General features: G+C 75.0%; 19 protein-coding genes. 6 read left to right on the top strand and 13 right to left on the bottom strand.

Going from position 1 to position 24,126, the window contains the following annotated elements:
- Positions 1 to 2: 2 nt before the first annotated feature.
- The 11 genes from KPF47_RS20820 to KPF47_RS20770 all read right to left on the bottom strand — a co-directional run bounded on the left by KPF47_RS20820 (position 3) and on the right by KPF47_RS20770 (position 14,177).
- Complete coding sequence (locus tag KPF47_RS20820) at positions 3 to 1,652, bottom strand: ATP-binding protein (RefSeq protein ID WP_224390417.1); 1,650 nt, start codon at positions 1,650 to 1,652, stop codon at positions 3 to 5.
- A complete protein-coding gene (locus tag KPF47_RS20815) occupies positions 1,649 to 3,181 on the bottom strand; it encodes an SCO6880 family protein (RefSeq protein ID WP_224390416.1) in 1,533 nt (510 codons plus the stop codon). Before KPF47_RS20815 ends, KPF47_RS20820 begins: the two co-directional genes overlap by 4 nt.
- The gene (locus tag KPF47_RS20810) at positions 3,178 to 4,530 is read right to left on the bottom strand and encodes a hypothetical protein (RefSeq protein ID WP_224390415.1); all 1,353 of its coding nucleotides are present in this window, start codon (positions 4,528 to 4,530) and stop codon (positions 3,178 to 3,180) included. The genes KPF47_RS20815 and KPF47_RS20810 overlap by 4 nt, the downstream gene beginning before the upstream one ends.
- Entirely contained in the window at positions 4,527 to 5,366 is an 840-nt protein-coding gene (locus tag KPF47_RS20805) for a hypothetical protein (protein ID WP_224390414.1), read from the bottom strand. Before KPF47_RS20805 ends, KPF47_RS20810 begins: the two co-directional genes overlap by 4 nt.
- Complete coding sequence (locus tag KPF47_RS20800) at positions 5,366 to 5,686, bottom strand: hypothetical protein (RefSeq protein WP_224390412.1); 321 nt, start codon at positions 5,684 to 5,686, stop codon at positions 5,366 to 5,368. The genes KPF47_RS20805 and KPF47_RS20800 overlap by 1 nt, the downstream gene beginning before the upstream one ends.
- 33 nt (positions 5,687 to 5,719) lie before the next feature.
- Positions 5,720 to 6,742 carry a hypothetical protein gene (locus KPF47_RS20795; protein WP_224390411.1) on the bottom strand — a complete coding sequence of 341 codons (1,023 nt, stop codon included), beginning with the start codon at positions 6,740 to 6,742 and terminating at the stop codon, positions 5,720 to 5,722.
- On the bottom strand, positions 6,739 to 8,697 hold the full coding sequence (locus KPF47_RS40295) for a transglycosylase family protein (RefSeq protein ID WP_308015446.1): 1,959 nt from the start codon (positions 8,695 to 8,697) through the stop codon (positions 6,739 to 6,741). Before KPF47_RS40295 ends, KPF47_RS20795 begins: the two co-directional genes overlap by 4 nt.
- A 35-nt stretch (positions 8,698 to 8,732) precedes the next feature.
- Entirely contained in the window at positions 8,733 to 10,196 is a 1,464-nt protein-coding gene (locus tag KPF47_RS40290; protein ID WP_224390410.1) for a family 16 glycosylhydrolase, read from the bottom strand.
- Positions 10,193 to 11,746, bottom strand: coding sequence for a MinD/ParA family protein (locus tag KPF47_RS20780; RefSeq protein WP_224390409.1), 1,554 nt, complete (start codon positions 11,744 to 11,746; stop codon positions 10,193 to 10,195). Before KPF47_RS20780 ends, KPF47_RS40290 begins: the two co-directional genes overlap by 4 nt.
- A gap of 22 nt (positions 11,747 to 11,768) precedes the next feature.
- Positions 11,769 to 12,830 carry a hypothetical protein gene (locus KPF47_RS20775; RefSeq protein WP_224390408.1) on the bottom strand — a complete coding sequence of 354 codons (1,062 nt, stop codon included), beginning with the start codon at positions 12,828 to 12,830 and terminating at the stop codon, positions 11,769 to 11,771.
- 414 nt (positions 12,831 to 13,244) lie between these two features.
- Positions 13,245 to 14,177 carry a LysR family transcriptional regulator gene (locus KPF47_RS20770; RefSeq protein ID WP_224390913.1) on the bottom strand — a complete coding sequence of 311 codons (933 nt, stop codon included), beginning with the start codon at positions 14,175 to 14,177 and terminating at the stop codon, positions 13,245 to 13,247.
- A gap of 103 nt (positions 14,178 to 14,280) precedes the next feature.
- On the opposite strand from KPF47_RS20770, the gene KPF47_RS20765 reads away from it, so the two are divergent.
- Genes KPF47_RS20765 through KPF47_RS20755 form a run of 3 tightly spaced genes read left to right on the top strand, consistent with a single transcriptional unit; the run spans position 14,281 to position 17,235 of the window.
- A complete protein-coding gene (locus KPF47_RS20765) occupies positions 14,281 to 15,159 on the top strand; it encodes an alpha/beta hydrolase (RefSeq protein ID WP_224390407.1) in 879 nt (292 codons plus the stop codon).
- Positions 15,156 to 16,559, top strand: a complete 1,404-nt coding sequence (locus KPF47_RS20760) for an MFS transporter (protein ID WP_224390406.1) — start codon at positions 15,156 to 15,158, stop codon at positions 16,557 to 16,559. The genes KPF47_RS20765 and KPF47_RS20760 overlap by 4 nt, the downstream gene beginning before the upstream one ends.
- A complete protein-coding gene (locus tag KPF47_RS20755) occupies positions 16,552 to 17,235 on the top strand; it encodes a nitroreductase family protein (protein ID WP_224390405.1) in 684 nt (227 codons plus the stop codon). The genes KPF47_RS20760 and KPF47_RS20755 overlap by 8 nt, the downstream gene beginning before the upstream one ends.
- Before the next feature lie 19 nt (positions 17,236 to 17,254).
- On the opposite strand, the gene KPF47_RS20750 is transcribed toward KPF47_RS20755, so the two are convergent.
- Positions 17,255 to 18,178, bottom strand: coding sequence for an alpha/beta fold hydrolase (locus KPF47_RS20750; protein ID WP_224390403.1), 924 nt, complete (start codon positions 18,176 to 18,178; stop codon positions 17,255 to 17,257).
- Positions 18,179 to 18,276: 98 nt separating this feature from the next.
- A complete protein-coding gene (locus KPF47_RS20745) occupies positions 18,277 to 19,227 on the bottom strand; it encodes an SDR family oxidoreductase (RefSeq protein WP_224390401.1) in 951 nt (316 codons plus the stop codon).
- A 106-nt stretch (positions 19,228 to 19,333) separates the two neighbouring features.
- Here KPF47_RS20745 and KPF47_RS20740 point away from each other — a divergent pair, with 106 nt between their 5' ends.
- The 3 genes from KPF47_RS20740 (at position 19,334) to KPF47_RS20730 (ending at position 24,064) form a co-directional block, all read left to right on the top strand.
- Entirely contained in the window at positions 19,334 to 20,185 is an 852-nt protein-coding gene (locus KPF47_RS20740; RefSeq protein ID WP_224390399.1) for a helix-turn-helix transcriptional regulator, read from the top strand.
- A gap of 187 nt (positions 20,186 to 20,372) precedes the next feature.
- The gene (locus tag KPF47_RS20735) at positions 20,373 to 21,683 is read left to right on the top strand and encodes a dienelactone hydrolase family protein (protein ID WP_224390398.1); all 1,311 of its coding nucleotides are present in this window, start codon (positions 20,373 to 20,375) and stop codon (positions 21,681 to 21,683) included.
- 770 nt (positions 21,684 to 22,453) lie between these two features.
- Positions 22,454 to 24,064, top strand: a complete 1,611-nt coding sequence (locus KPF47_RS20730; protein WP_224390395.1) for an ABC transporter substrate-binding protein — start codon at positions 22,454 to 22,456, stop codon at positions 24,062 to 24,064.
- The last annotated feature ends 62 nt before the right edge of the window (positions 24,065 to 24,126 follow it).

Genomic DNA, 24,126 nt, shown 5'->3' with positions numbered 1-24,126 from the left:
GATCAGCGCCGGAGGGACGAGCCGCCCGGCTCGACGCCGGTCGCCGGCGCGCCACCGGCCGGTACCGACACGAGCCGGGGCTTCCGCACGCCGCTCCCGGTGGGCGACGGCTCCGGGGCCGGCGCGTCCCGCAGGCCGGCGTTGGTGTCGAAGACGGCCCGCTCGGTCGCCGAGAGCACCGTCTGGATCTTCATCCCGGGTGAGTTCTCCAGCTTCCACAGGGCGCGCCCCGGCCCCTCCATGGCCCACCCGGTGATCACGGCCTGCTCACGCTCGTACAGACCGAGCTCGTCGGCGAGCTCGTCACCGACCCGGGTGGACTGGCCGAGCAGGATCCGGGTCGAGCACAGGGCCAGCAGGTCCTTGGCGATGGAGACCTCCTGGGAGCCGGCGGCGCCGACCGAGAGCAGGTCCGAGGGCTTGTGCATCACCAGGAGCTGGATCTTGCGCTCGGCCCGGGACAGCCGCAGGTCGGAGTCGACGGCCTGGACGGCGCGCAGGCCCAGGCGCATCTGGCGCCACACCTCGTCCCGGACGACGATCCGCACGTCGCCGTCGTCCTGCAGGTCGGTGATCATCGACGACCACGAGCCGAGGCAGGTCAGCGCCACCGCGACCGCCTGGTCCCCGCGGGACCGCAGCAGCGACAGGTCCATCGACTGGACCGGGGCGTCCCAGTCCAGGTCGAAGTTGGTGGGCTCGTCGAACAGCCCGGCCAGCGGCCCGACGACGAGGTTGGACAGGGCGTCGGTGATCTGGCGGGTGTGGTCGACGAACTGGCGACGGTCGGCGAAGCGCAGCTCCCGCCACAGGTCGTCGTCGGGGTCGGCGAGCCGGGCCACCACCTGCGGGATGGTGATCGGCCGCAGCTCCGTGTAGCCGTCGGCGGCACCGACCAGCCGGGTCAGCACGGTGGACAGGACGAGCTCGTCGGTGACGGTGGGGGAGTAGCCCTGCGCCTCGGCCAGCGCGGTGAGCATCCGGGTCCACCGGGCGAGCACGCTGCTGAGCTCCTCGCGCTGGCGCTCGATGCTCCAGCCCGTCCAGCGGGCACGCACGGGCCCGAGGTCGAGTGCGTTGAGCCGGTGCGGGCTGCCCCGGCCGAGTGCGATCGGGGTGATCCCCAACGCCCGCAGCAGCGGGGTGTACTCGCCCTTGACGTCACCGCTGATCAGCGACCGGACCCCGAAGAGCATCATCCGCAGCAGCAGCGCGACCACGGTGGAGGACTTGCCCCGACCCGGCTCGCCGAACACGGCCAGGTTCGGGTTGGTGACCATGCCCCGCAGCACCCACTCGGTGGGGTGGACGTAGAACGCGCCACCGGACTGGGTGTCGTAGCCGAGCCGGGCGCCGACGGCGGGGACGCCGTTCGCGGCCAGCAGCGGGAACAGCCCGCCGATCTCGGCGGTCGTCGCGGTGTGCACCGGTGTGCGGCGGGTCGCGTCGACCGCGCTCCAGCCGCGCCCGGGCTCGCGGTGCCCCTGGCGCGGCGCGGCGACCCGGTTGACGCGCTCGCGCCGGCGGCCGCCGGGCTCGTCCGGCTCCGACCCCGGGGCATCGGGCCCGGCGGCGTCCCGACCGGCGAACTGGGAGAGCAGCTCGGCGGCGTCGCGGGTCCTGACGGGCCGGTTCCTGCGCAGGGGGCTCACGAGTCGAACGCCCGCTTCTGGCGGGGCAGCCCGATCCCGACCGGGAGCGCGGCCGCCACGAAGGCGGAGTCCTGTGCCAGCTCCAGGCGCAGCAGCCGGAACCGGCCCGAGGAGTCGTTCTCCAGCCGGGCGGCGTGGTCCTCGACGTTCCAGTCCGACGGCACGGTCACCGAGGCGGCCACGGTGAACCGGACGACGGCGTGGCCCGCCGCGACCGCGGCCTCCTGCTCGCGGGACCCGCGCCGGTCGCGGGCGTCGGCCTCGGTGGTGGCGAAGCCGCGGGCGGCCTTGGCGTCGATCAGCACGTTGTGCCGGAACCGGTCGCTGCGCACCACCCGGGCGCCCGCGGCCTGGGACAGGATCTCGTAGTGGATCGCCACGGTGCGGCGTTCGCCCGCGGTGCGTACGGCCAGCATGGGGCCGAGCGAGCCGAAGAGCGTCCCGGACTCCGGCGGCTGGACGGCGTAGGAGACCGAGGAGTACCCGTCGTGGTGGTAGGCCCTGGCGTCCGGTGCCGGGGCCAGCGCCGGACCGGCCTGGGAGATCGGCAGGCCGACGGTGCCGTCGGTGTCGGGCCGCACCAGGCGCCGGTAGGACAGCGAGGCCGACGTCGCCGGGTTGAAGCCGGTCTTGACGGCCTCGGCGACCCCGGTCGAGGTCAGCCACGTCACCGAGCGGACACCGAGGCCCTGGAGGCTGTCGGTGACGCCCTCGAGCAGCCGGTACAGCGCGTAGGCACGGCCCGCGACGCCGCCGCCCGCGGCCTTGGCCGGCCTGCGCAGCGCCTCCTCGGTGCCCGACACGGTCACGAACAGCTCGGTCCGCACCGAGACCCCCGCGACGTCCCGGTCGATCTCGGCGGTCACCCGGCGTGCCAGGTCGGGCGCGTCCGGGTGTTCGTGGCGGGACCGCCACACCTCGTACTCGCTGCCGTCGTCGGGGACGGTGCGCACCAGCAGCGAGACGCGGTCGACGACCTCCCGGTGGCCGAGCCCGGCGAGCATCGAGCCCAGCCGGGCGGCGAGCCGCTCGCACTCCTGGTCGGACAGCATGCCGACCCCGGAGTGGGTGAGCCTGCCGGTCGCGCCCCACCGGCCCTCCGCGGTGTCGTGGATCAGGCAGATCCGCGCGCCGTGGAACTCCGGCCCGTCCGGGAACTCCAGCCGGGAGAGCACCCCGGGCAGGTCGGGCTCGGTGCGGTCGCCGGCCAGCCCGGCGGCGGCGCGGGACTGCCAGGGGGACCAGCGCATCAGCACTCCTGTCTGGAACATGATCAGATCCGCCAGCCAGCGGAACGCGGGGCGGCCCCGGATCGGGACGACGATCAGCACCACGACGACCGCGGCGAACGCCCCCCAGCCCAGCGTCTGGCTCCATCGGCTGCGCGACATGGCCAGCAGCGCGGGGGAGCACACGGCGATGACGAGGAACGCCTGGACCGGCGTCATCCCGGCGATCCACCCGGTGCCCTCCCGGTGGGCGAGTCCGCGGTAGACCCGCGGGCCGTCCGTCGTCGTGGGTGCACTCATCGCGGTCCCTCCGCCCCTCGGTGTTCGATGCCGGCCGGTCGCCCCGCGGGCGACCGGGGTGTGGATCCGGGGTCCCGCCGGCGCGGACGACGACCGGTGCCCGCCTTGCCCGTCGGGACGGCGGGGGTGGCGCCCCCGCGGTCGCCGCCCGTGTCCCGCTCGCCGGTCCCCGCCGTGCCGGGTGCGGGGGAGGCCGCGGACGGCCTCCCGACCGGCGACGGGAGTGCCGGGACGGCGCCGGTCGGGCGGTCGTGGGCGGTCGACCCGCCGAGCTCCCCTCCGGTGTCGGCACCGGCCGCGGTGTGCCCGCCGGGCCCTGGGACCCGGCTGCTGCTGAAGCGGGCCACGTTGATCGCCTCGCTGGCGCCGTCGTCCCCGGCCGGCTCGGCGAACGCCCGGGAGCGCCCGCGGGACCGGGCCGCCTCGCCGGCGCCCGTCGCGGGATCGACGAAGGCGAGCAGCCGGAACAGCATGACCGGGCTGAGCAGCGACACCAGCAGGACGGTCGTCCCGGCCAGCAGCCCGGCCACGCCGTCGGCGCCGGCGGTCACGGTGACCCCGGCGAGCAGGACGAGCGCGAGCACGGGCTTCATCAGGACCGCGGCGAGGATCCACCGCGCCGAGCGCCAGAAGATCCCGGAGGTGGAGTCGGAGACCAGCGCGGCGGCGGTGATCGGGATGGTCGCGACGAGGACGAGCACGGCCGCCTGCCGGAACACCGTCAGCAGCGCCAGGCCGACGCCTGCCGGGATCGTGCCGAAGAACGCGGCCAGGCCGAGCAGCATCGACCGGGTCTCCTCCTCGACCGTGCCGAGGTCGGGGTCCGGGCCGAACCGTCCGTCGTCGAGCAGGGCGGTGAAGGTGCCCGCGTCGTCGAGCCGGCTCAGGAACATCGTGGTGAGCCCGTCGGCGGCGGTCAGCAGGGTCACGACCGCGCCGGCGGTCAGTGCCATCGCGATGCCGAACTGCGCGGGTCCGGTGAACGCGCGGAACATCCCGCGGCCCCCGCGCAGCGCGACCGAGATCAGCTGCTGGAAGAAGAGCCCGAGCGCGATCAGCGCGGCCAGCCACGTCATGGACGGCCACAGTGACACGAAGCCGCCCTCCGCGGCGTCGGCGCCCGACCCGCCGAGCATCGTGGCCGGGTCGAACCGGGCGACGTGGTCGGTCAGCGTGAACGCGCCGCGCAGCAGGAGCGCCCCGGCGTCCCAGACCTTCTGCATCGCGGTGTCGAACGACGACGCGCCCATCGAGCCGACGGGATCGGACAGGTAGCTGCCCAGGCCGGAGCCGCCGTCGCCGTCCGGGGGCGGCGGCTGGGCGGGCAGGCTGAGCGCCGCGGGGCTCATCGGCGGATCTCCCGCCATCCGGCGTCGACCGCCTCGGCGCTGCCCGGCCATGCCGACGGTGCGAGCGCCGCGGTCGGTCCGGCCGCGACCAGCCAGCGGTCACCGGTGCGGTGCATCGGCAGGCAGTTGCCCCAGCCGGCGGTCACGACCCGGCCCCGGTTCTCGACCACGAGCTCGCCGAGCACGCAGGCGACCGTGTAGGTGCCGCCGTCGAGCGTGCCCTTGACCATCGCCGCCGTCGGGGTCCAGGAGATCGAGGTGCCCTCCGGGGGCGGGCCCGAGACGGACATCCCCGCTCCGCGGCGCAGGTCGACCAGGTCACGGCCGGTCCAGGTGCCGGCGGCCGGAGCCGCTCCCGGCTCGGCGACCGCGTCGTAGGTCCGTTCCCAGACCGCGGGGTCACCGCCCGCCATGCCGACCCGCATCAGCTCGGCGAGCTGGGCGAGCGCGCCCTCCGGCGTCGCCGGGAACCGGGTGGCGAGCGGGTCGCCGGGGGCGGCCGCGGGCAGCGCCACCGGGGGGCCCGCCGTCCGCGTCGTGAGCGCGTGCGGTGCCGCCGCGGCCGGCGGGAGGTCGAGCATCGGTGCGGTGGCCAGCGCGGTCCGGGCGGTGGCCGCCGTGTCGGACGTCGCGGCGTCGGGCGCGTCGTCGTCGGCGGCGATGCCGCGTCCCCCGTCGAGGACCAGGTCGGCCAGGGCGGCGACGATCCCGCCGGTCAGCAGCAGCGCGAGCAGCCCGGTCGTGACGAGGACCAGCCCGGCCCGGCGCTGCCCGCGCCGGGATCGCGCCGGGTCCCGGTCGTCCGCCACGGTGCCGGTGGCGCTCGCGTCGCTCATCAGGCCGTGGTGTCGGCGAACTGGGAGATCAGGGTGTAGCCCAGTCCGAACAGGACGGCGAGGGCGAGACTGCCGATGATCATCCGCGCGCCGAGCCGTCCGGACCCGTGGTGGTCCCACAGCCGCCCGGCGGTCGCCGCGACGATGCCGCCGAAGAACAGGCCCACGATGGACGCACCGGCGATCCACTGGAGGTAGCCGACGACCTGGCGGATCGCCTCGAACCCGGGCGGAGCGGTCGGGGCGACCTCGTCGAACGGCGACGGGTCCTGGGCGGGCAGCACGGACAGCGCGTCGTGCAGGTGGTGGAGCAGGGCCATGGGGTCCTCCGCGGCTACGGGACGGGCGGGCGGTCAGCGGCGTCGGGGCGACGGGATGAGGCCCCACGCGGCCAGCAACGGCCGGAGGGCGTCGACGACGCGCGTCGGTACGGCGTCGTCGGTGATGCCGGCGAGCTCCCAGCCGGCCTGGTGCGGGACGAACAGGGCGTCGTCGAGCAGCGCCTCGACCCTGCTCCCCGCGGCCCCCGCGACCCCGGTGGGCCACCGGCGCGCCCCGTTGACGACGAGCTGGTGCACGGGTGTGGCGAGTCCGCGGTCCACCCACGGCTGGAGCCGGGCGAGCAGCTGCTCGGCCTGGCGCAGCGAGGGGCGGGTCGCGCGCACGACGAGGATCGGACGCTGGGCCGGCAGGCCCCGGCGCAGCCACCCGCCCGCCCCGTAGAGCGGGGTCGCCGCCGCCCGCCAGCCGCCGTGACCGAGGTCGACGACGGTGGCGTGCAGCGGGTCGGGTGCCGGGTCGGGGAGCCAGTCCGGCGGCGCGGGCACCATGCCGGGGGTGATCGCGGGGAGGTCGGTGGACAGGCGTGCGACCAGCGCGTCGTCCCGCCAGCTGTAGCGCACCGCGAGCTGGTCGGAGATCTCCCTGGTCCACGGCCCGTCCTGGGTGGACGCGCAGGTCAGCCCGGACCGGGCGGGATCGTCGGCGTCGACGAGCAGCGTGCAGCGCTGCTCCTGCTGCAGGGCGTCGGTGATCGCGACGGCGATCGAGGACGCACCGGCCCCGGCCGACCCGGCCAGCACCGGGACGAGTGCCCCGAACGGTGACCACGACACCGAGCGGGTGTCGGGCAGGACGGTGCGGCTCCGGTCGCGCACCGCCCCGACGGCGGCGCCGAGGTCCTCGGCGAGCCTCAGCGGGTCCCGGTCGCCGTCCTCCACGGTGGCGGCGGCGCCCACGACGTCCACGATCGCCTCCACGTCGGAGACCTCGAGCTCGCCCGCGCGGGAGCGCGCCACCGATCCGATCAGGTGGTTGAACTCGTAGGGCGTGCGCGGTGCCGCCGGCTGGTGACGGCGCTCGGCCGAGGTCGTCATCGGCCCTCCTCAGGGGTGGGTGCGGGTCGGTCCGTGGACGTGCTCGACGGTGCGTCGGTGCCGCGGAGACCGAGCTGGGCGGAGCAGGCGGGCCAGGCCTCCCAGCCCTGCCGGGCCAGGACCTTCTCCGCGACGGCGATCTGCTCGGTGCGGCTCGCCTCGTGCGCGGATCCCCGGCCGCCGAACGCCTCCCAGGTGGCGGGGGCGAACTGCAGGCCGCCGGAGTAGCCGTTGCCGGTGTCGATGGTCCAGTCCCCGCCGCTCTCGCACTCCGCGAGCCGGTCCCAGGTCGCGTCCGCGACCCGGCCCCGTCCCGAGCCGAAGCCGGCCTCGGTCAGCCGGTCCGCGAGCTCGCGGGCCAGCGGGTCCGTCCCGGCGGCCGCCGTGACCTCGTCGACCAGCAGTGCGGCGCCGGTCTCCCAGGGCGCGGCAGCGTCCGCGCGGGCGGCCCCGGGCGCCGGGGTGGACGCGCTGCCGGTCCCGCCGGGGGCCCCGGCGGCCTCCTGCGGGGTCGTGACCGATCCGTCGGCGGAGTCGCCACCGGTGTCGGAGCCGCCGCTCGTGTCGGAGCCGCTGCTCGTGCCGGTGCCGCTGCTCGTGCCGGTGCCGCTGCTCGTGCCGGTGCCGCTGCTCGTGCCGGTGCCGCCGCCGGAGACGCCGTCGCTGCTGGTGCCGAAGTCGGTGGCGATGTCGGTTCCGGCATCGCCGTCGGAGCCGTTCCCGGTCGCGGAGCCGGTCTCGGGCTCGGAGCCGTCGTCGGGCCCGGAGCCACCGCTACGGTCGGAGTCGGTCGCCGAGTCGGTGTCGGTCGCCGGGTCGGTCGCCGAGTCGGTGTCGGTCGCCGGGTCGGTCGCCGAGTCGGTCGCCGAGTCGGTGTCGGACGCCGAGTCGGCCCCGGAGTCGTCGTCGGTGCCGCTCGGATCGGTGTCCGGGGCCAGGAAGCCGGCGGCGGACAGCCGTTCGGACAGCACACGGGCGAGCGGGTCCACACCGGCGGCCGCCGTCGCCTGCTCGGCCAGCTGTGCGGCTCCGGCCTCCCAGCCCGCCGCGGATCCTGGGGCGTCCGCCCCGGTCGCCGGGTCCGACGGGCCCGGCGCCGTCGGGTCCGGGATCGGGGTGAGCGCGAGCCGGTCGAGGGTGTCGGCGAGCTCGGCCGCCAGCGGGTCGGTGGCCGCTGCGGCGTCGACCTGCCGGGCCAGGGTGCGCGCGCCGTCCGCCCAGGCCCGGTCCGGGGTGTCGGCGACGGCGGGCTCCGGTGCGGCCTCCAGGTCGGCCGGGTCGAACTGCAGGTCGATGATCTGTTCGGCCGGGAGTGCGTCCGCCGCGTCGAGCGCACCGGAGATGGCGTCGGTGAGGGTTCCGGCCTCCTCGTCGGAGCTGGACGTGAGCGCCCCGACGAGATCGCCGAGCACCCCGGTCGCGGCGGCCCCGTCGGCCCCGGGCGGCTCGGGCTCCCGGCTGCTGGTCGCGACCCGGTCGAGACAGCCGTCCGGCAGCACCACGTCCGCGGAGGACCCGTCGTCGGCGGGCGGGCGCAGCAGCCCGTGCGGGGTGGGGCCGTACCCGGCCGCGGCGAGCCGTACGGCGACGGCGTGCAGCTGCGGGTCGGTGGTGCCGTTGAGCCGGTCGGAGACGTCGACGGCCATCTGCTGCCACCCGGCGGGCCGGGTGGCGGGGGTCAGCCCCAGCCCGGCCAGCTCCCGGGCGAGCTCCTGGGCCCGGGGGTCGTCGACCGTCGCCACGTCGGCCAGCAACGCGCGGGCCTGGTCGCGGGTCGGGCCCGCGCACGCCTCCCCGGTCGCCGGAGGTGCGTCGGTCGACGTACCGACGGCGACCGCGGTGAGCCCGAGCAGCGTGCCGGTGGTGAGCACGGCGACCGACGAGCGACGCAACGCGGTGCTGTCCCACCGGCGGGGCACGTGCTCGGCCCAGTAGGGCTTACGCGACCGCCGCATGATGCTCCGCCCCTCCCCGGTGGACCGGTCTCGTCTCAGGAGCCGGCACGCCCGCCACCGCCGGACTCGTCGTCGGAGTCGTTCCCGGAGCTCCTGCTCCGGGACCCGTCCCCGGAGTCACCGCCTCCGGAGTCACCGTCCCGGGAGCCGTCGTCCCCGGAGTCCTCGTCCCCGGCGCCGTCCTCCGCACCGCGACGCGCGTCCTCGCCGGAACCGCGGTCCGATCCGGTGCTGGAGGTCCCGCCCCCGGTGCCGACGCCGAGCTCGACACCCACACCGCCGGCGTCGATGTCGACGTCGAGGCCCGCGCCCTCCATCGGCCACTGCCGGACCCAGTCCACGTTCATCTCGGCGCCACCGGAGGCGTCACCACCGAAGTAGTCGAGTTGGATGGTCAGGTGCATCGGACCGGGAGGGTTGTGCGACGGGTCGGAGTCGGTGAACCACGGTTCGCCGTCGACGAGGTAGGTGATCTGCTCCGGGGTCCACTCGACGGCGAACGCGTGCCACTGCGACGCGTCGACCTCGACCGAGCCGTGGGTCTGGGAGTTGTCCTCGCCGTAGTGCAGGAACCCCTCGACCTTCTGGCGGGCGCCGTCGGAGATCTCCATGAAGTCGACCTCGCCGCCGACCGGCCAGTTCTCGGCCGAGGGCCACAGCAGGAGCAACGTGTGCAGGCTCGACGCCGCCGGGGCCGGGGAACGGACGCAGCCCTCCCACCGGCCGAACTGCTGGGAGCCGGTCCAGGCCATGCCTCCGGCGTCGCCGTTCTCGGAGCCGGTGATGGTCAGCTGGCCGTCCGCGACGCTGATCGCGTCCGGGGTCCGCCGCCCGTTGCCGCCGTGCCCGGGGCCGTCGTACATGGTCCAGCCGTCGGACACCGCGGTGCCCTCGAACTGGTCCTCCTGGGCGGGCGCCCCCCACCCGTAGCGGCTCGCCGCGGTGGTGGTGCACTGCCCGTCCGGGCCCGAGCCGCCGGCGGGTGCGGCCGGGTCGGTGGACCCGGCGGAGTCGCCGGTGTTCCCCGAGCCGGTGTTTCCCGAGCCGGTGGTCCCGGAGACGGTGTCTCCCGAGCCGCTGTTCCCGGAGCCCGAGTCGCCGGTGTTCCCGGAGTCGCCCGAGCCACCGGAGCCGGTGTCGTCGGAGCCGGTGTCATCCGAGCCCGTGTCGCCGGAGCCGGTGCCGCCGGATCCCGTGTCGTCGGAGCCGGAGCCGGAGCCGGAGCCGGAGCCCCCGGTCTCCCCGGTGTCCCCGGGGCTGTCGTAGCAGCCCGCCGGGACGAATCCCGGCTCACCGGCGCCGACGTCGAGCAGCGCCTGGCGGAGGTCCTCGGCCCGTTCGGAGGTGTCACCGTCGAGCTCCGCGAGCACGTGGGACGCGGTGATCCGCCAGGAGCACTCGACTCCGGGCGGCGGTGCTGCGGGGGCGGGACCGACCGCGACCAGCGACGCGGTGAGGGCCGACACCGCCGCGACGACCAGCGCGGACGGTCCGCTCACCGCAGGGCCTCGCTGCGGAACCCGTGTGAGGACAGACCACGGGCGCGTGAGGTGTGGAAGCCCTCCGCGACGGTGGCCGCGAGCTGCAGCGCCGCGTCCCGGGTGACCGGGTGCAGGGCCTCGAGGTCGATCAGGCCGCCCGTCGACAGGTGCTGGTCGGCCGGCAGCTCGATGACCGCGCGGCAGCGCGCACGGAAGTGGTCGCGCACGACCGACTCGTCTACGTAGGGGGAGTGCCGGTCGCAGCTCAGCACGACGACGGCGTCCTCGGCGAGCTCGCGGTAACCGTGGGTCGCCAGCCACTGCAGGGTCCGCGACGCCCGCGACGCCCCGTCCTGGGTCGGGGCACCGACGATCACCAGGGAGTCGGCGTGGGCGAGGCTGCCCTGCATGGCCGAGTGCACGACACCGGTGCCGGAGTCGGTGATGATGGCCTCGAAGAAGCGGGCCAGCAGGCGGAGCACCGACTCGTAGTCGCCCGCGGAGAACATCTCCGACAGCTCGGGCTCCTGCTCGCTGGTCAGGACCTGCAGGCGCCCTGCCAGGTGGGTGTAGCCGGCGAGCTGGGTCGAGGAACGGACGTGGCCGATGTTGTCGAGCAGGTCACGCACGGTCGTCTTCGACGCGGGCTCCTCGCCGACGAGACGGTCGCCGAGGGTGCCGGCGTCGGGGTTCGCGTCGACGGCGATGACCCGGTCGCCCCGGTGCTCGGCCAGCGCGAGTCCCAGCAACGAGGACACGGTGGTCTTGCCGATCCCGCCCTTGATGCTCCCCACGACCACGCTGTGCGGACCGGGCAGCGGCGTCCGGATCTTCTGCAGCTGCTCGCGCAGCCGCGCCTCCGGCTCCGACAGCCCCAGGTTCCACCGGCCGCGCGTCGCCCGGTAGACGATGGCGCGCCACCCCTCCTTCGGCGGGGAGCTGCGCACCCGCACCAGGTTGGTCAGCACGCTGTCGCCCTCGTCCCACGGGGTGCGGGCCTGCTCCGGCCTGGTCTCGGCGGCCGGTGCGGCCTCCGACGCCGGGCCGGTGTCCGCCCCGGCGCGCCCGCGGTCCTTCGCCGGGGCCGCCGGACGGTGTGCCCCCGACGGCGCCGACGACTCCGACGGCCGGGAGGCGGCCGGCGGCGTACCGGGCCGGCCGGGCGTGCCGGGCTGCGCCGGAGCGCTCGGCTGCGTGGGGGTGCTCGGCCGGGTGGGGGTGCCGGGGCGCCCCAGGGCCGCCCGGCCCGCCGTGGGGTCCGGTCGGGTGGCCGGGGCCGTACCGGTGTGACCGGTCGGCCTGCCGAGGACCGGCTCGGCGGACGCCACCGGTCGGCCGGGGGTGGAGGCTCCGGCCGGGGCAGCCGGGGCAGCCGGGGCGGCGGTGGCGGGGTCCGCCGCCTTCGGGGCGTCGGTCGCCCGCGGCTCGTCCTTCCCGCCGGACGGGTCGTCCGGGCCCGGGGCCTGCTCGCCCGTGGCCGGCGGGTGCTCGCTGGCCCGTGCGGTGCCGTTGTTGTCGGAGAGCCAGGACGGCGCCCCGCCGGGCGTGGTGTGGTGTGTCGACGACATGAGTGGTGCTACCTCGCGGTTGTCAGCCGGTCTGCTCGGGGACCAGGAGGGGATCGACGACCAGGCGGCCGTCGTCGGCGGAGCGGGTGATGGGGACGGTCATGCGCAACCAGTTCGCCTCGACGGCGACCCACCGTGGATCGGACTCGGGCGGGACGCTCGAGGGTCCGACGATCCCGACCGGCTCGTCGTACCCCCCGGTCGGCAGCTCGGGCTCGGCCGTGGACAGGCTCCGCGCGTACGTGGTGGCCCGGACGAGCACCTCGACGAACACGACCGTGTCCGAGGAGCGGAACAGGCGTCCCGGCAGCGGGGACTCGGCGCGTTGCCGCCCCCGACCCGACCAGCCCCAGGTACTGGCCTGTGGGTCGGCGAGCAGCGGCCGGAGGACGGTCGCCCGGTGGGAGGGGTCGTCCTCGTCGAAGGACTGGAAGTCGGCGGCGAAACGGCCGGCGAACGCGGCGGCCTCCTGGTCGGAGATCGGCTCGAGGGACCGGACCGACCGGGCGAACGACTCGCGCGCCGACGGGCGCCGGACGAGGGCCCGGCTGTCGTCGGTGCCCTGGTACGCGGCGGTGCCGCGGTGCGGGGCGGTGTCGTGGCGCGACGTGTCGTGCCGCGGAGCGGAGCCGTTGCGCGGAGAGGTGTCGTGGCGGGGGGTGGTGCCGTTGCGCGCCGACGCCCCGTTCTGCGGCGGTGTCCCGGTGTGTGGTTCTCCGGTGTGCGATGCGGCGTCACGGGAGGACGGGGCGACCTCCGGACCGGCGCCGCCGTGCGGGGCGGATGCTCCGTTGCGGGTCCCTGCCCCGTGGTGCACCGTGTCGCCCGGACGGAACCGGGGGAGCTCGCCGTCGAGCCGTCGCTGCGGGCGCGCGAGCTCCGGCTCGTCGTCGGTGACGGTGACAGGGGCGGCCGGGACCTGCTCGAGGACCGGTGCCGCGCGTACCGCGGCCTCGCGGTCGTCGGTCCGCGCGTCGGGCTCCGGTGTCTCCGGGCGGTCCCGCAGCCCGGTCGCACCGGACCCCAGACCGGGGGCGGTGCGCCACTGCGGTCCGGCAGGGACCGGGCGGGACTTGCGGGGCATCAGGACCACCCCCGGTGTGCACCGTGCGGAGTCCTCAGTGGCTGGCGTGCCACGGCCCACCTCCTACGGACGAGTGCATGCGCGGTCCTCTCCCACGACGGGCGCCGCGGTCGGCGCCGGGGCCGGTCCGGGTGACCGGGTGCCCGTGGCCGGACCCGAATCGGACGAGTCCGTCGTCGATGGTCCGAACGGTAGGGCGAGGGGCGCGAGATGATCGGCGCCGAGCGCCGCGACCGCCAATACGGGGGGTTTCACTCGCCGCCGCCACCGGACCCGCCCGTGCGACCGCCGCACGGGTGACCCGGCCGGAACGACCCCCGTGGCCGGGCCCGGCCGGCCGCGACGCGACCCCGGCGGGCCCGTGCGCTCCGGGTCCGGAGCGCACGGGCGACGGCGGCTCCCGCCGCCGTGTCGTCAGCGGACCCCGACGCCGGGGTGGTGGGCGAGGCCGCGGTCCAGCCGTGAGCCGACCTCGTCGCAGTGCAGCCGTACGACGTCGAGGAAGGCCGCGAGGACGGGCGAGGTGTCCGACGCACGGAACGACAGCTGCAGGTCGGGGAGGCGGACCGCCGGGGTGACGTCGCAGAACCGGACGTCGTCGCGGGCCAGCAGCCGCATCCGCGAGGGTCCCAGCCCCACACCGACGCCGCACGCGGCCAGGCTGACGATCGTGTGGATGTCACGGGCGGTCGCGGCACCGTCCAGTGCCGTCGGCGCGTCCGCGAAGACGGTCTGCAGCCAGGCTCCGACCCCCGGTTCGTCGGCCCGGCCGGACACGACGAGCCGCTCGGCGGCGAGCTGTCCGATGGCGACGGACGCCGTACCCGCGAAGGGGTGCGCCACGGCGACGACGGCGACGAGGTCGTCGGTACCGATCGGCACCGTGACGAGGTCCTCGGCCCCCGCGCCCCGGGGAGCCCCGCGGCCGACGGCGACGTCGAGCTCGCCCGCGAGCAGCCCCGCGATGCCGGCCGGGGTCCCCGTCTCGCGTGCCTCGAGCCGCACGTCCGGCCGGGCGCGCTGGAACCGGCCGAGCACCCCGGGCAGCGGTGCGAGCAGCGCCGACCCGATGAAACCCAGCCGGAGCCGCCCGGTCTCCCCGCGTGCCGCCCGCCCCGCGTCGACGACCGCCCCGCCCATCTCGTCGAGCGCGCTCCGGGCGCGTGCGAGGAACGCCCTGCCGGCCGCGGTCGGGAACACCCCCTTCGGCGTGCGGTCGAACAGCCGCTCCCCGACCTCGCGTTCCAGGGCGGCGATCTGCGAGGACAGCGGCGGCTGCGCGATCCCCAGCGACGCGGCCGCCCGGCCGAAGTGCCGGTGCTCGGCCAGGGCCTGCGCGTACCGCAGATGGCGTGGCTTCCACCCGCGTCACGATAGCTCGGAGATATCACGCTGCGGTGCGCGAGATATGGAGGTGGATGACGCCGGCCGGTACCGGTGAGGTGGGAGCGTGTCCGCAGAACCGAAGACCTCCCCGCGTCGCTCCGCCACCGGCACCTCCGTCGTGCTCCTGCACGGCGCCTGGCACTCCTCACTGCACTGGGGGCCGGTGCGGACGGTGCTGGCCCGGCACGGGCTGAGCAGCCACGCCCTCGACATGCCCGGACACGGCCTCGACGCCCCGTACCCGTCGGGCTACCTCCTCCCGGGACAGCCGGGGCTCACGACGGAGCGGTCCGGGCTGGCCGACCTCACCGTCGACGTCGTCGTGAAGGACCTGCTGGGGCAGCTCGCGGACATCCGGCGGCGCACCGACCGGCTGGTCCTGGTCGCCCACAGCGCCGGGGGCGGGCCCGCCTCCGCCGTCCTCGAACAGGAGCCGGGCCTCGCCGACCACGTCGTGTACCTGTCGGCGTTCGTCCCCGCGGGCCGTCCCCGGTTCACCGACTACGTCGGCGCGCCGGAGAACGCCCACGCCACGCACGCGCCCCGGATCGGCGACCCGGACCGGATCGGCGCGATGCGGATCAACCCCCTGTCCGCCGACCCGGCCGAGGTCGAGGCGATCCGCTCCTCGTTCCTGCACGACTGGCCGGCCGGGCGGCCCGCATGGCGGTCGCTGCTGCAGCCCGACGAGACGACGGCGGTCCTGTCCGACCCGTTCGCGGTCACCCCCGGACGGTGGGGCACCGTGCCGCGCAGCTACGTCCGGCTCACCGACGACCGCGCCCTTCCCGTCGCGACCCAGGACCTGATGATCGCCGAGGCCGACCGGGCCGCGCCCGGTCGCCGGTTCGCGGTGCACTCGCTTCCCGGCGGTCACTCGCCCTTCCTGACCCGTCCCGACGAGCTCGGCGGGCTGCTCGCCGACATCGCCACCCGGCGATGAGGCGCCTGGCGCTCCCCGTCCTGCTCTCGGGCACGTTCGTGCAGCTCATGAGCGTCACGGTGATGCAGATCGTCGTGCCCGACGTCCGCGCGGACCTGGCCGCGGGCGCGGGAGCGGGCCAGCTGGTGGCCGCCGGTTACACCCTGACCTTCGCCTGCACCCTGATCACCGCCGCACGTCTGGGCGACCGCTGGGGGCACCGTCGCCTGTTCGTCGTCGGGACCGCGGTGTTCACCGCGGCCGCGGCCGCCGGCGCGCTCGCCCCCGACGCCGGCGTCCTCGTCGTCGCACGGCTGGTACAGGGCATCGGCAGCGGGATGGTCGCCCCCCAGGTCCTGTCGATCATCCAGCGGTCGGTGCCTCCCGGTCGGCGGGCCCGGGCCATGTCCTGGTTCGGCGCGACGATGGCCGTCGCCTCGCTGGCCGGCCCGGTGCTCGGCGGGATGCTGCTCGAGCTCGATCCGTTCGGCGCCGGATGGCGTGCGGCCCTGGCCGTGACCGTCCCGGTGGGCGTGGCCGCACTGGTCGGGTGGCCGGTGCTCCCGCGGACTGGGGGAGGGGCCGCCGACCGGGTCCCGCTCGACGGGGTCGGGGTCCTGCTCAGCGTGACGGGACTGTCCGCCGTCGTGCTCCCGCTGGCGCTCGGCGGGGAGCAGGGGTGGCCGGTGTGGACGTGGGCCTCGCTCGCGGTGGCGGTGGGGCTGCTGTCGGCGCTGGTCGTCCACCAGCGTCGCGCACCGCATCCGCTGGTCCAGCCGGCGGCGCTGGGGACCGCCACCGCCCGCCTGGGCATCGGGGTCGTGCTGGTGTTCAACGCGGGGGTGCCGTCCTTCGTCCTGCTCCTGTCGCTGCACCTGCAGGGACCCGTCGGGCTCGGTCCGCTGGGCACGGCCGGGACGATCGCGACGTACGCCGTCGGGGCGCTCGCCGGCAGTGCGCTCGCCGAGCCGCTCGCCCGGCGGTGGGACGTGTCGATGCTCGCCGTCGCCTCGTTCGTGCTCGCCGCGGTGTGCGGTGCGACCGTCGTCGTGGTCGACCGTCCCGGTCCGGCGCTCTGGGCCGTACTGGCCCTCGGCGGGATCGCGTTCGGGGCGTTCACCGCCTCGGCCTTCGCCCTGGTCCTGGCCGAGGTCCCGGCCGGGGCGGTGGGCACGGTGTCCGGGCTGCTGCCCACCGCCCAGCAGCTGGGCGGGACGATCGGGGTGGCGCTCTGCGGCGCCGCCTACACCGCCGGGGCGGTGCCGTCGTTCGGACGCGCCGGCGCGTACCAGGTCGCCGTGTTCGTCCTCGCCGCGGCCGTCGCCGTGGCCCTCGCCCGCGCGACCCGTCCGCACACCGCCCCCGACACCCGGCACCGCGCCGGGGACCACCGATCCGAGCAGGAGACCCGCCATGGATGACGACACGGCCGGCACGACGGCGCCCGCCCACCCCGTCCTGGACCTGTCGGCCGAGGAGCTGCTCACCACGACCCGGTCGGTGCGGCGACGGCTCGATCTGGACAGGCCGGTCGACCCCGCCCTGCTGCGGCGCTGCATCGAGATCGCCACCCAGGCACCCAGCGGGCGACACCAGCAGGACTGGCACTTCGTCGTCGTCACCGAGCCGTCGGTACGCGCCCGGCTCGCCGACCTCTGGCGGGCCGGCATCGGCCGCGGCGACAGCCCGATGTCGGACGAGCAGCTGCGCCGCGCCCACGTCCGCCCCGGGTCGATGGAGAAGGTGTGGGACGGGCTGAGGCACCTGTCCGAGAACCTGCACCGGGTCCCGGTTCTGGTGATCCCGTGCATCGAGGGCCGCACCGACGGTCTGGGGGCGGACCGGCAGGCGTCGCGGTGGGGGTCGCTGTTCCCCGCGGTGTGGAGCTTCATGCTCGCCGCCCGTCTGCACGGGCTCGGCACCGTCCTGACCACCGGCACCATGGCCGTCGAGCGCGACGTCGCGGCGTTGCTCGGCATCCCCCACGAGTCGGTGATGCAGGCGGGGCTGATCCCGGTCGCGCACACCGTCGGCACGGACTTCCGGCCGGCGCCGCGCATCCCGGTGGACGAGGTCGTGCACCGGGACCGGTGGTGACCCCGGCGGCGTCCCCGTCTCAGCCGGCCCGGGGGACTCCCAGGATCCGCCGGCGGAGCGAGTCGCGGTCGACGCCGGCGGGCGCGGTGCCGTCGACGAACTCACCCAGCAGCGCCACGAACCGTGCCGGTTGCTCGGCGTGCGGGAAGTGCCCCGTGCCGTCGAACACCTCCAGCCGGCTCTCGGGGAGCCGGTCGTGCGCGGCCAGGGTGTGCGCGAGCGGGATGACCCGGTCCCGGTCGCCGCCGACGAACAGCACCGGCACCTCCTCCAGCAGGTGCAGACGCTGTGCGCCGTCGAGCCGCTGACCGGACGGTTCGAGTGCCCCGCGCGCGGTCTGGACGAACGCGCCGCGGGTGCCGCGGTCGGCGAAGGTCTCCAGCGCGGTGTGCACCCCGTCGATGTCCGAGGGCGGGACGCGACCGACGCGGTGGGCGAGCCGGTGCGCGGCGCGGCGCATCCACGGCGGGGTCAGCGACGCCGCCGAGCGCAGCACCAGCTCGGTGCCCGGGAGGCTCGCGGCCCGCAGCGCGAGGGTCAGGTCGTGGCCGAGGCCACCGGAGGACACGAGCACGACCCGCTCGGTGGACTCGGGGAACTGGTGCGCGAACTGCATCGCGACGCCGCCGCCGAACGAGTGCCCGACGATCGTCGCCCGCTCGACCTCGAGCGCGGCCAGCAGGTCCCGCAGACCGGTCGCGTACCCGCCGAGGGAGTAGTCACCGCTGCGCGGAGCCTCGCTCGCGCCGTGGCCGAGCAGGTCCGGGGCGATGACGTGCAGCCCGCCGCCCAGGGCGTCGAACACCGGCGCCCAGGTCCGGGAGCTGGCGGCGAGACCGTGCACGAGCAGGACCGTCGGGCCCTCGCCGCGGCCGGTCTCGCGGTAGCTCACGCGCTGTCCGTGCAGCAGGATCTCGCGCTCCTGCGGGGACCGGTCCACCACTGGGCACCTCCGTACGTCGACGCCTCCATGATCCCCGGCCGGGCGGTCCGCGGCGGTGGGGTCCGCCGGTGTCCTGGTGGCGTCGGCGAGGGGGGCTGTCAGGGGGTGGCGGCGCCGTCGAACGAGACGCCGGCCCGTTCCTGTGACAGGTCCCATACCCGCCGGGCGGCATCGGCGTCGCGCAGCGGCCGGTACAGCTCCTGCTCGGCGGGCGGGCCACCCACCCGCCCCGGCCCCTTCGGCCCGTACAGGACGGCGTGCCCGGCGTCCGGTGCGGTCGCGGCCAGCAGCGCGGGCAGACCCGCCGAGTCGGCGGTCCCGACCAGCAGCCCGGCCCGGGACATCGCGCCGATCAGCCGCCGTCCGAGGGACTGCCGCCCCCGGCCCAGCTCCGGGCGGGCGTCGAGCAGACTGGTCGGCGCGACGCCCGGATGGGACAGGTTCGCGGTGATCCCCCAGCCCGCGGCGCGGCTGCGCCGGTCCAGCTCCAGGCCGAACAGCCCGAACGCGATCTTCGAGTGCCGGTAGGCGGCCATCCCGTCGTAGGAGCGTTCGGAGTCCGGGTCGTCCCACCGGACCGTGCCGCGGGCCGCGGCCACGCTGATCTGGGAGACGACCCGGGCCCGTCCCGCGCGCAGCAGCGGCAGCAGGTGCGCGACCAGCGCGACGTGTCCGAGGTGGTTGGTGCCGAACTGCAGCTCGAACCCGTCGGCGGTGGTGCGACGCTCCGGCGGGGTCATGACACCGGCGTTGTTGATCAGCAGGTGGACGGGGTGTCCCTCGGCCCGCAGGGTCTCCCCGAGCGCGGCGACCGAGGCCAGCGAGGACAGGTCGAGCTCGCGCAGCGAGACGGTCGCGCCGGGGTGCCGGTCGCGGATGCGGTCGGCGGCGGCGGCGCCCTTGGCCACGTTGCGGACGGGCAGCACCACCTCGGCACCGGCGGCGGCGAGCCGGCCGGCGATGCTGAGTCCGACGCCGTCGCTGCCGCCGGTGACGACGGCGCGGCGCCCGGTCAGGTCAGGGAGGGTGAGGTCAGGGATGCGTGGCATGGCCCCAGCCTGGCCGGGGAGCGGCCCGGTAGCCACGGATCGTCGATCCGTGGCTGCGGCCGTGGCCCGCACGGTAGGAAGGACGGCAGGATCGGAGGAGGGGCGCATGGTCGACCGGACCGGGCTGGCGGAGTTCCTGCGGCACCGTCGCTCGGTGCTGCAGCCCGAGGACGTCGGGCTGCCCCGCGGGCGTCGTCGTCGCACCGAGGGGCTGCGCCGCGAGGAGGTCGCGGGGCTGTGCCACATGTCGGCCGACTACTACGCCCGCCTGGAGCAGGAGCGTGGGCCGCACCCGTCGGCGCAGATGCTGGTCTCGATGGCGCAGGGCCTGCACCTGACCCTCGACGAGCGGGACCACCTGTTCCGGCTCGCGGGGCAGCGACCGCCCGCGCGGGGTGCGGACGGCGCACACGTCGCGCCGGGCCTGCTGCGCATCCTCGACCGGCTCGCCGACACCCCCGCCGAGATCGTCACCGAGCTGGGCGAGACCCTGCGGCAGACACCGACGGGTGTCGCGCTGACCGGGGACACGACCGTCCACACCGGAGCGGCGCGCAGCCTCGGCTACCGCTGGTTCACCGACCCGTCCGCGCGGGGGCTCTACCCCGCCGAGGACCACCCGTTCCTCTCGCGGCTGTACGCGTCGGGGCTGCGCCGGATCGTCGGGCTGCGTGGACCGGGCTCGCGGGCGGCCGTGCTGGCCGAGGACCTGCGCGGACGCAGCGCGGAGTTCCGCACCCTGTGGGACCGCCACGAGGTCGGTCTCCGCCCGCCGGACACGAAGCGGCTCGTCCATCCCGTGCTCGGTGTGCTGGAGCTGAACTGCCAGACCCTGGTCGACCCCGACCAGTCGCACCTGCTGTTCGTCTACACCGCCGTCCCCGGCAGCGCGAGCCACGAGAAGCTGCGGTCGTTGTCGACGGTCGGCGACCCGCTCGGCACCGTGGCGCGGTCCTGAGGTTCGCAGCTGCGAACCCGGGCCGATCACCGCGCGAGGGCCGTCCCGCCCGGCCGTACCCCGTCGTCACCTGCGGCGACACCGGGGCCGATGGGCGTCACACGTCAGGGGTGTGATCTCGTCCCCGATAGGCGTCACATCGGCGATGGCGGTTGCAGAGAGTCCCGGCCTCGGTAACGTCCCGGACGTGCCCACCTCGATCCCGCCGCTCAGCCGGCGTCGCGTCCCGCCCCCCGTCACGAGGACGGCGACGTCGCTGTTCGTCGTCGGCGCGGTCGCCGTGGCCGGGCTCGTGGGTGCGGGCGGGGGCACGGCGGCACCGGTCGCCCACCTCGCCCACGCCTCGGCCCCCGCGGCGGTCCTGTCCGCCGCGGCGACGGTGACGATCGACGGCACGCAGTACCCGAACCCACTGCGCCTGCTCGACGGCGGTGCGGTCACCGACGTGGCGCAGTGGGAGGGGACCCGGCGTGCGGAACTGCTGGCGGCGTTCCGGGAGAACGTCTACGGGCAGCCGCTGCCCCGGCCCACCCGGCAGACCGCCGACGTGCAGAGCACCGAGGTCGGCGACGTGCTCCGCAAGAAGGTCACGATCGGCATCACCGGCCCGGAGGGCACCGGGTCGTTCACACTGCGGCTGTTCGTCCCGAAGGGGCAGACGCCGCGCGGCACCTTCCTGATGATCGACCACCGGGGCTCGGTCTCCGACGACCCCGGCCAGTCCTCGGACTACGCGCCGGTCTCGACGATCACCCGGGCCGGGTACGCCTTCGCCCAGATCGACGCCGAGCAGATCGCCCCGGACGACAGCGGCATCTACCGCAGCAAGATGATCAACCTGTTCTACCCGTCCGGGAGCGACCTGCCCGACGACGCAGGCCGGGCCATCGCCGCCTGGGCCTGGGGCGCCAGCCGGGCGATGGACTACCTCCAGACCGACAAGGACATCGACCCGTCGAAGATCGCTGTCATCGGGCACTCCCGGTCCGGCAAGGCCGCGCTGTGGGCCGGTGCCCAGGACCCGCGCTTCGCCGCGGTCATCTCCAACAACTCCGGCTCGACCGGGGCGAAGCTCGCCCGCCGCGGCGACGGGGGAGTGGGCGCCGAGACGGTGTCGCGGGTCAACAGCTCGTTCCCGCACTGGTTCCCGCAGACCTACAAGGACTACGGGGACAAGGTCGACGAGCTGCCCGTCGACCAGCACGAGCTGATGGGTCTGGTCGCGCCGCGCACGCTGGTGGTCGCCAGCGCCACCGACGACTCGAACGCCGACCCGGAGGGCGAGTTCCTCGCCTACGAGGCCGCGACCGGGATCTACGACCTGTACGGCCTCGGCGACAACGGTCTGGGCACGACGGGCTGGAAGCCCGCCGCCGACACGGCCTTCCGCGGCCCGGCGATGAGCTACCACCTGCGCTCCGGTGGGCACGGTCTCAAGGCCGCCGACTGGAACATCTACCTCAAGGGCGATCTGTTCAGCCGCTCGGCGCAGCGCTGACCGCACGATTGGTACGCCCGTACTCGAATGACCGTTTCAGGCGGTCTTCCGGAAATGCTCGCGTCGAGCGTTTGACGTCCGATGGGCCGATGGCGTGGTCGGCGCGGTGGGCCCCGGCCCGGGCGCGATCCCGCGGTCCCGCAGGTGAAGCGCACCCCGGCGGCCCCCGCGAGTCGTCGCCCGGGCGGTCCTCCACCATTCTCCGAGTGGCCGGACGAGAAGTGTGGAAATGTCGGCGCGGGTGATCCGGCGGGGCCGTGGAATCGACGACGCGGCTTCACCGAGAAATGCGTGCAGTACGGCGCCGGCCCTATTCGGGCGCAGAATCGGTTCCGGCGGGCGTGTTCCGCGACGTGACGTTCTCGTTCCGGAGAGTGGGACGGAGCCGGTTCACCCGTGGTTGCTCGTGCGCCCGCCCGGCGCGCCGTCGCTGCTCACGGGCTTGTCGATCGCACGTGGTGTGGTACTAGTCATACGAGCCAGCCGGTAGTTCCGTTGTACAACGCAACATTGCGCAACGGAAGAATGCTTCGGAATGGGTCCCACCTGCGCTGATGTGTTTTTCGTGAGGATCGGGTCCGACGGGACGTCGCGATTCGATCACCGACCGTCGCGCGCCATTCTGTGTTGCGCAGTGCAATGCCGATGGACGCAATGGATTCGTAACCGGAGAACGGGGATGGTGTGGCTACCGTGCGACCCACCACCGAACCGCACCGGCCGCCTGCACACCCCGCGGGGCGCGGCCGTCCCGGACAGACAGGACTCTGATGCGATCACCTCGAGTCGCGGCGCTGCTCGCGCTCTCCCTGACCTCCGCGCTGGTGCTCAGCGCCTGTGGCGGCGGGGGAGGCGGCACCACGGGCGACGCCCAGGGCGCCCCCACGATCTCGGTCTACGGCACCGAGCCGGAGAACGCACTGCTGCCGGGCAACACCCGCGAGGTCGGCGGCAGCAAGATCCTCGACGCGCTGTGGTCCGGTCTGGTCGACTACAACCAGCAGGGCGAGCCGGAGAACAAGGTCGCCGAGTCCATCGAGTCCCCCGACTCGCAGAACTGGACGATCCGCCTGAAGGAGGGCTGGACCTTCCACGACGGCACGCCCGTCACCGCGAAGAGCTTCGTCGCCGCGTGGAACTACGTGGCCCTGAAGACCAACGCGCAGTCCAGCTCGGACTTCTTCTCCAACATCGCCGGGTTCGACCAGGTCAGCCCGGCCGAGGGGGAGCCGACGGCGCAGACGATGTCGGGTCTGCAGGTCGTCGACGACCGCACCTTCACCGTCGCGCTGAGCGCGCCGTCGCCGATCTTCGTGAACACCCTCGGCGACGTGGCGTTCTACCCGATGCCCGAGTCGTTCTTCGCCGACCCGGCGGCCTTCGAGGCGAACCCCGTCGGCAACGGCCCGTTCCGCTTCGAGGCCCGCGTCCCCGACCAGAACGTGACCGTGACCCGCTACGAGGAGTGGGGTGGTGAGCAGCCCGTCTCCGTCGGCGGCGTCGAGTTCCGCTTCTACGCCGACAGCGAGGCCGCCTACCAGGACGTCGTCAGCGGCAACCTGGACTTCCTCGAGTCCATCCCGGGCTCGTTCCTGATCGACAACCTGTACCAGCAGGACCTGGCCGACCGGAACGGCAACCAGCCCTACGCCGGCATCCACACGATGACCTTCCCGATCTACGACCAGCGCTACGCCGACCCGCAGCTGCGGCAGGCGATCTCGATGGCCGTGGACCGCGAGGCGATCATCAACAACGTCTACAACGGACTCGTCCAGCCTGCCACCGGGTTCATCCCCGAGGGTGTGCCCGGCAAGGTCGACGACCAGTGCGGCGAGCTGTGCACCTTCTCCCCGGAGCGGGCCAAGCAGCAGTTCGACGCCTCCGGCTTCACCGGCCCGATCGAGCTGATCTCCAACGTCGACTCGGCGATCAACCGCGAGTGGATGCAGGCCGCCTGCGTCAGCATCAGCAACACCCTCGGTGTGCCCTGCAACTTCGTCCCGGTGCCGACCTTCTCGGAGTTCCTGGAGCAGCGCCGCGCCGAGAACCTGACCGGGATCTTCCGTTCCGGCTGGGTCGCCTCCACCCCGACCATGGAGTACGTGCTGCGCCCGCAGTACACGACGGGGGCGGCGAACAACAACAGCGGCTACACCAACCCGCGCTTCGACGCCCTGGTCAACCAGGGTTCGACCGCGGCCACCGCCGAGGAGGCCTACGCGCTGTGGGCCGAGGCCGAGCGCGTCCTGATCCAGGACATGCCGGGCGTCGCGATCAACGACCAGTCCGCGCAGTTCGGCTGGTCGCCGCGCCTGCAGAACGTCGAGATGACCTTCGGCCGTGAGCTGGACCTGGAGAGCGTGACCGTCCAGGAGTGACGCCGTCCCACCACCACACACCGGCGGCCGGGTCACCACCCGGCCGCCGGTGCACGTGCCCG

This window comes from Pseudonocardia sp. ICBG1293 (assembly GCF_020131355.1).
GTDB lineage: Bacteria > Actinomycetota > Actinomycetes > Mycobacteriales > Pseudonocardiaceae > Pseudonocardia.
Note: the sequence above shows the minus strand (reverse complement) of the source record. Positions and strands in the feature narration are given on the sequence as shown.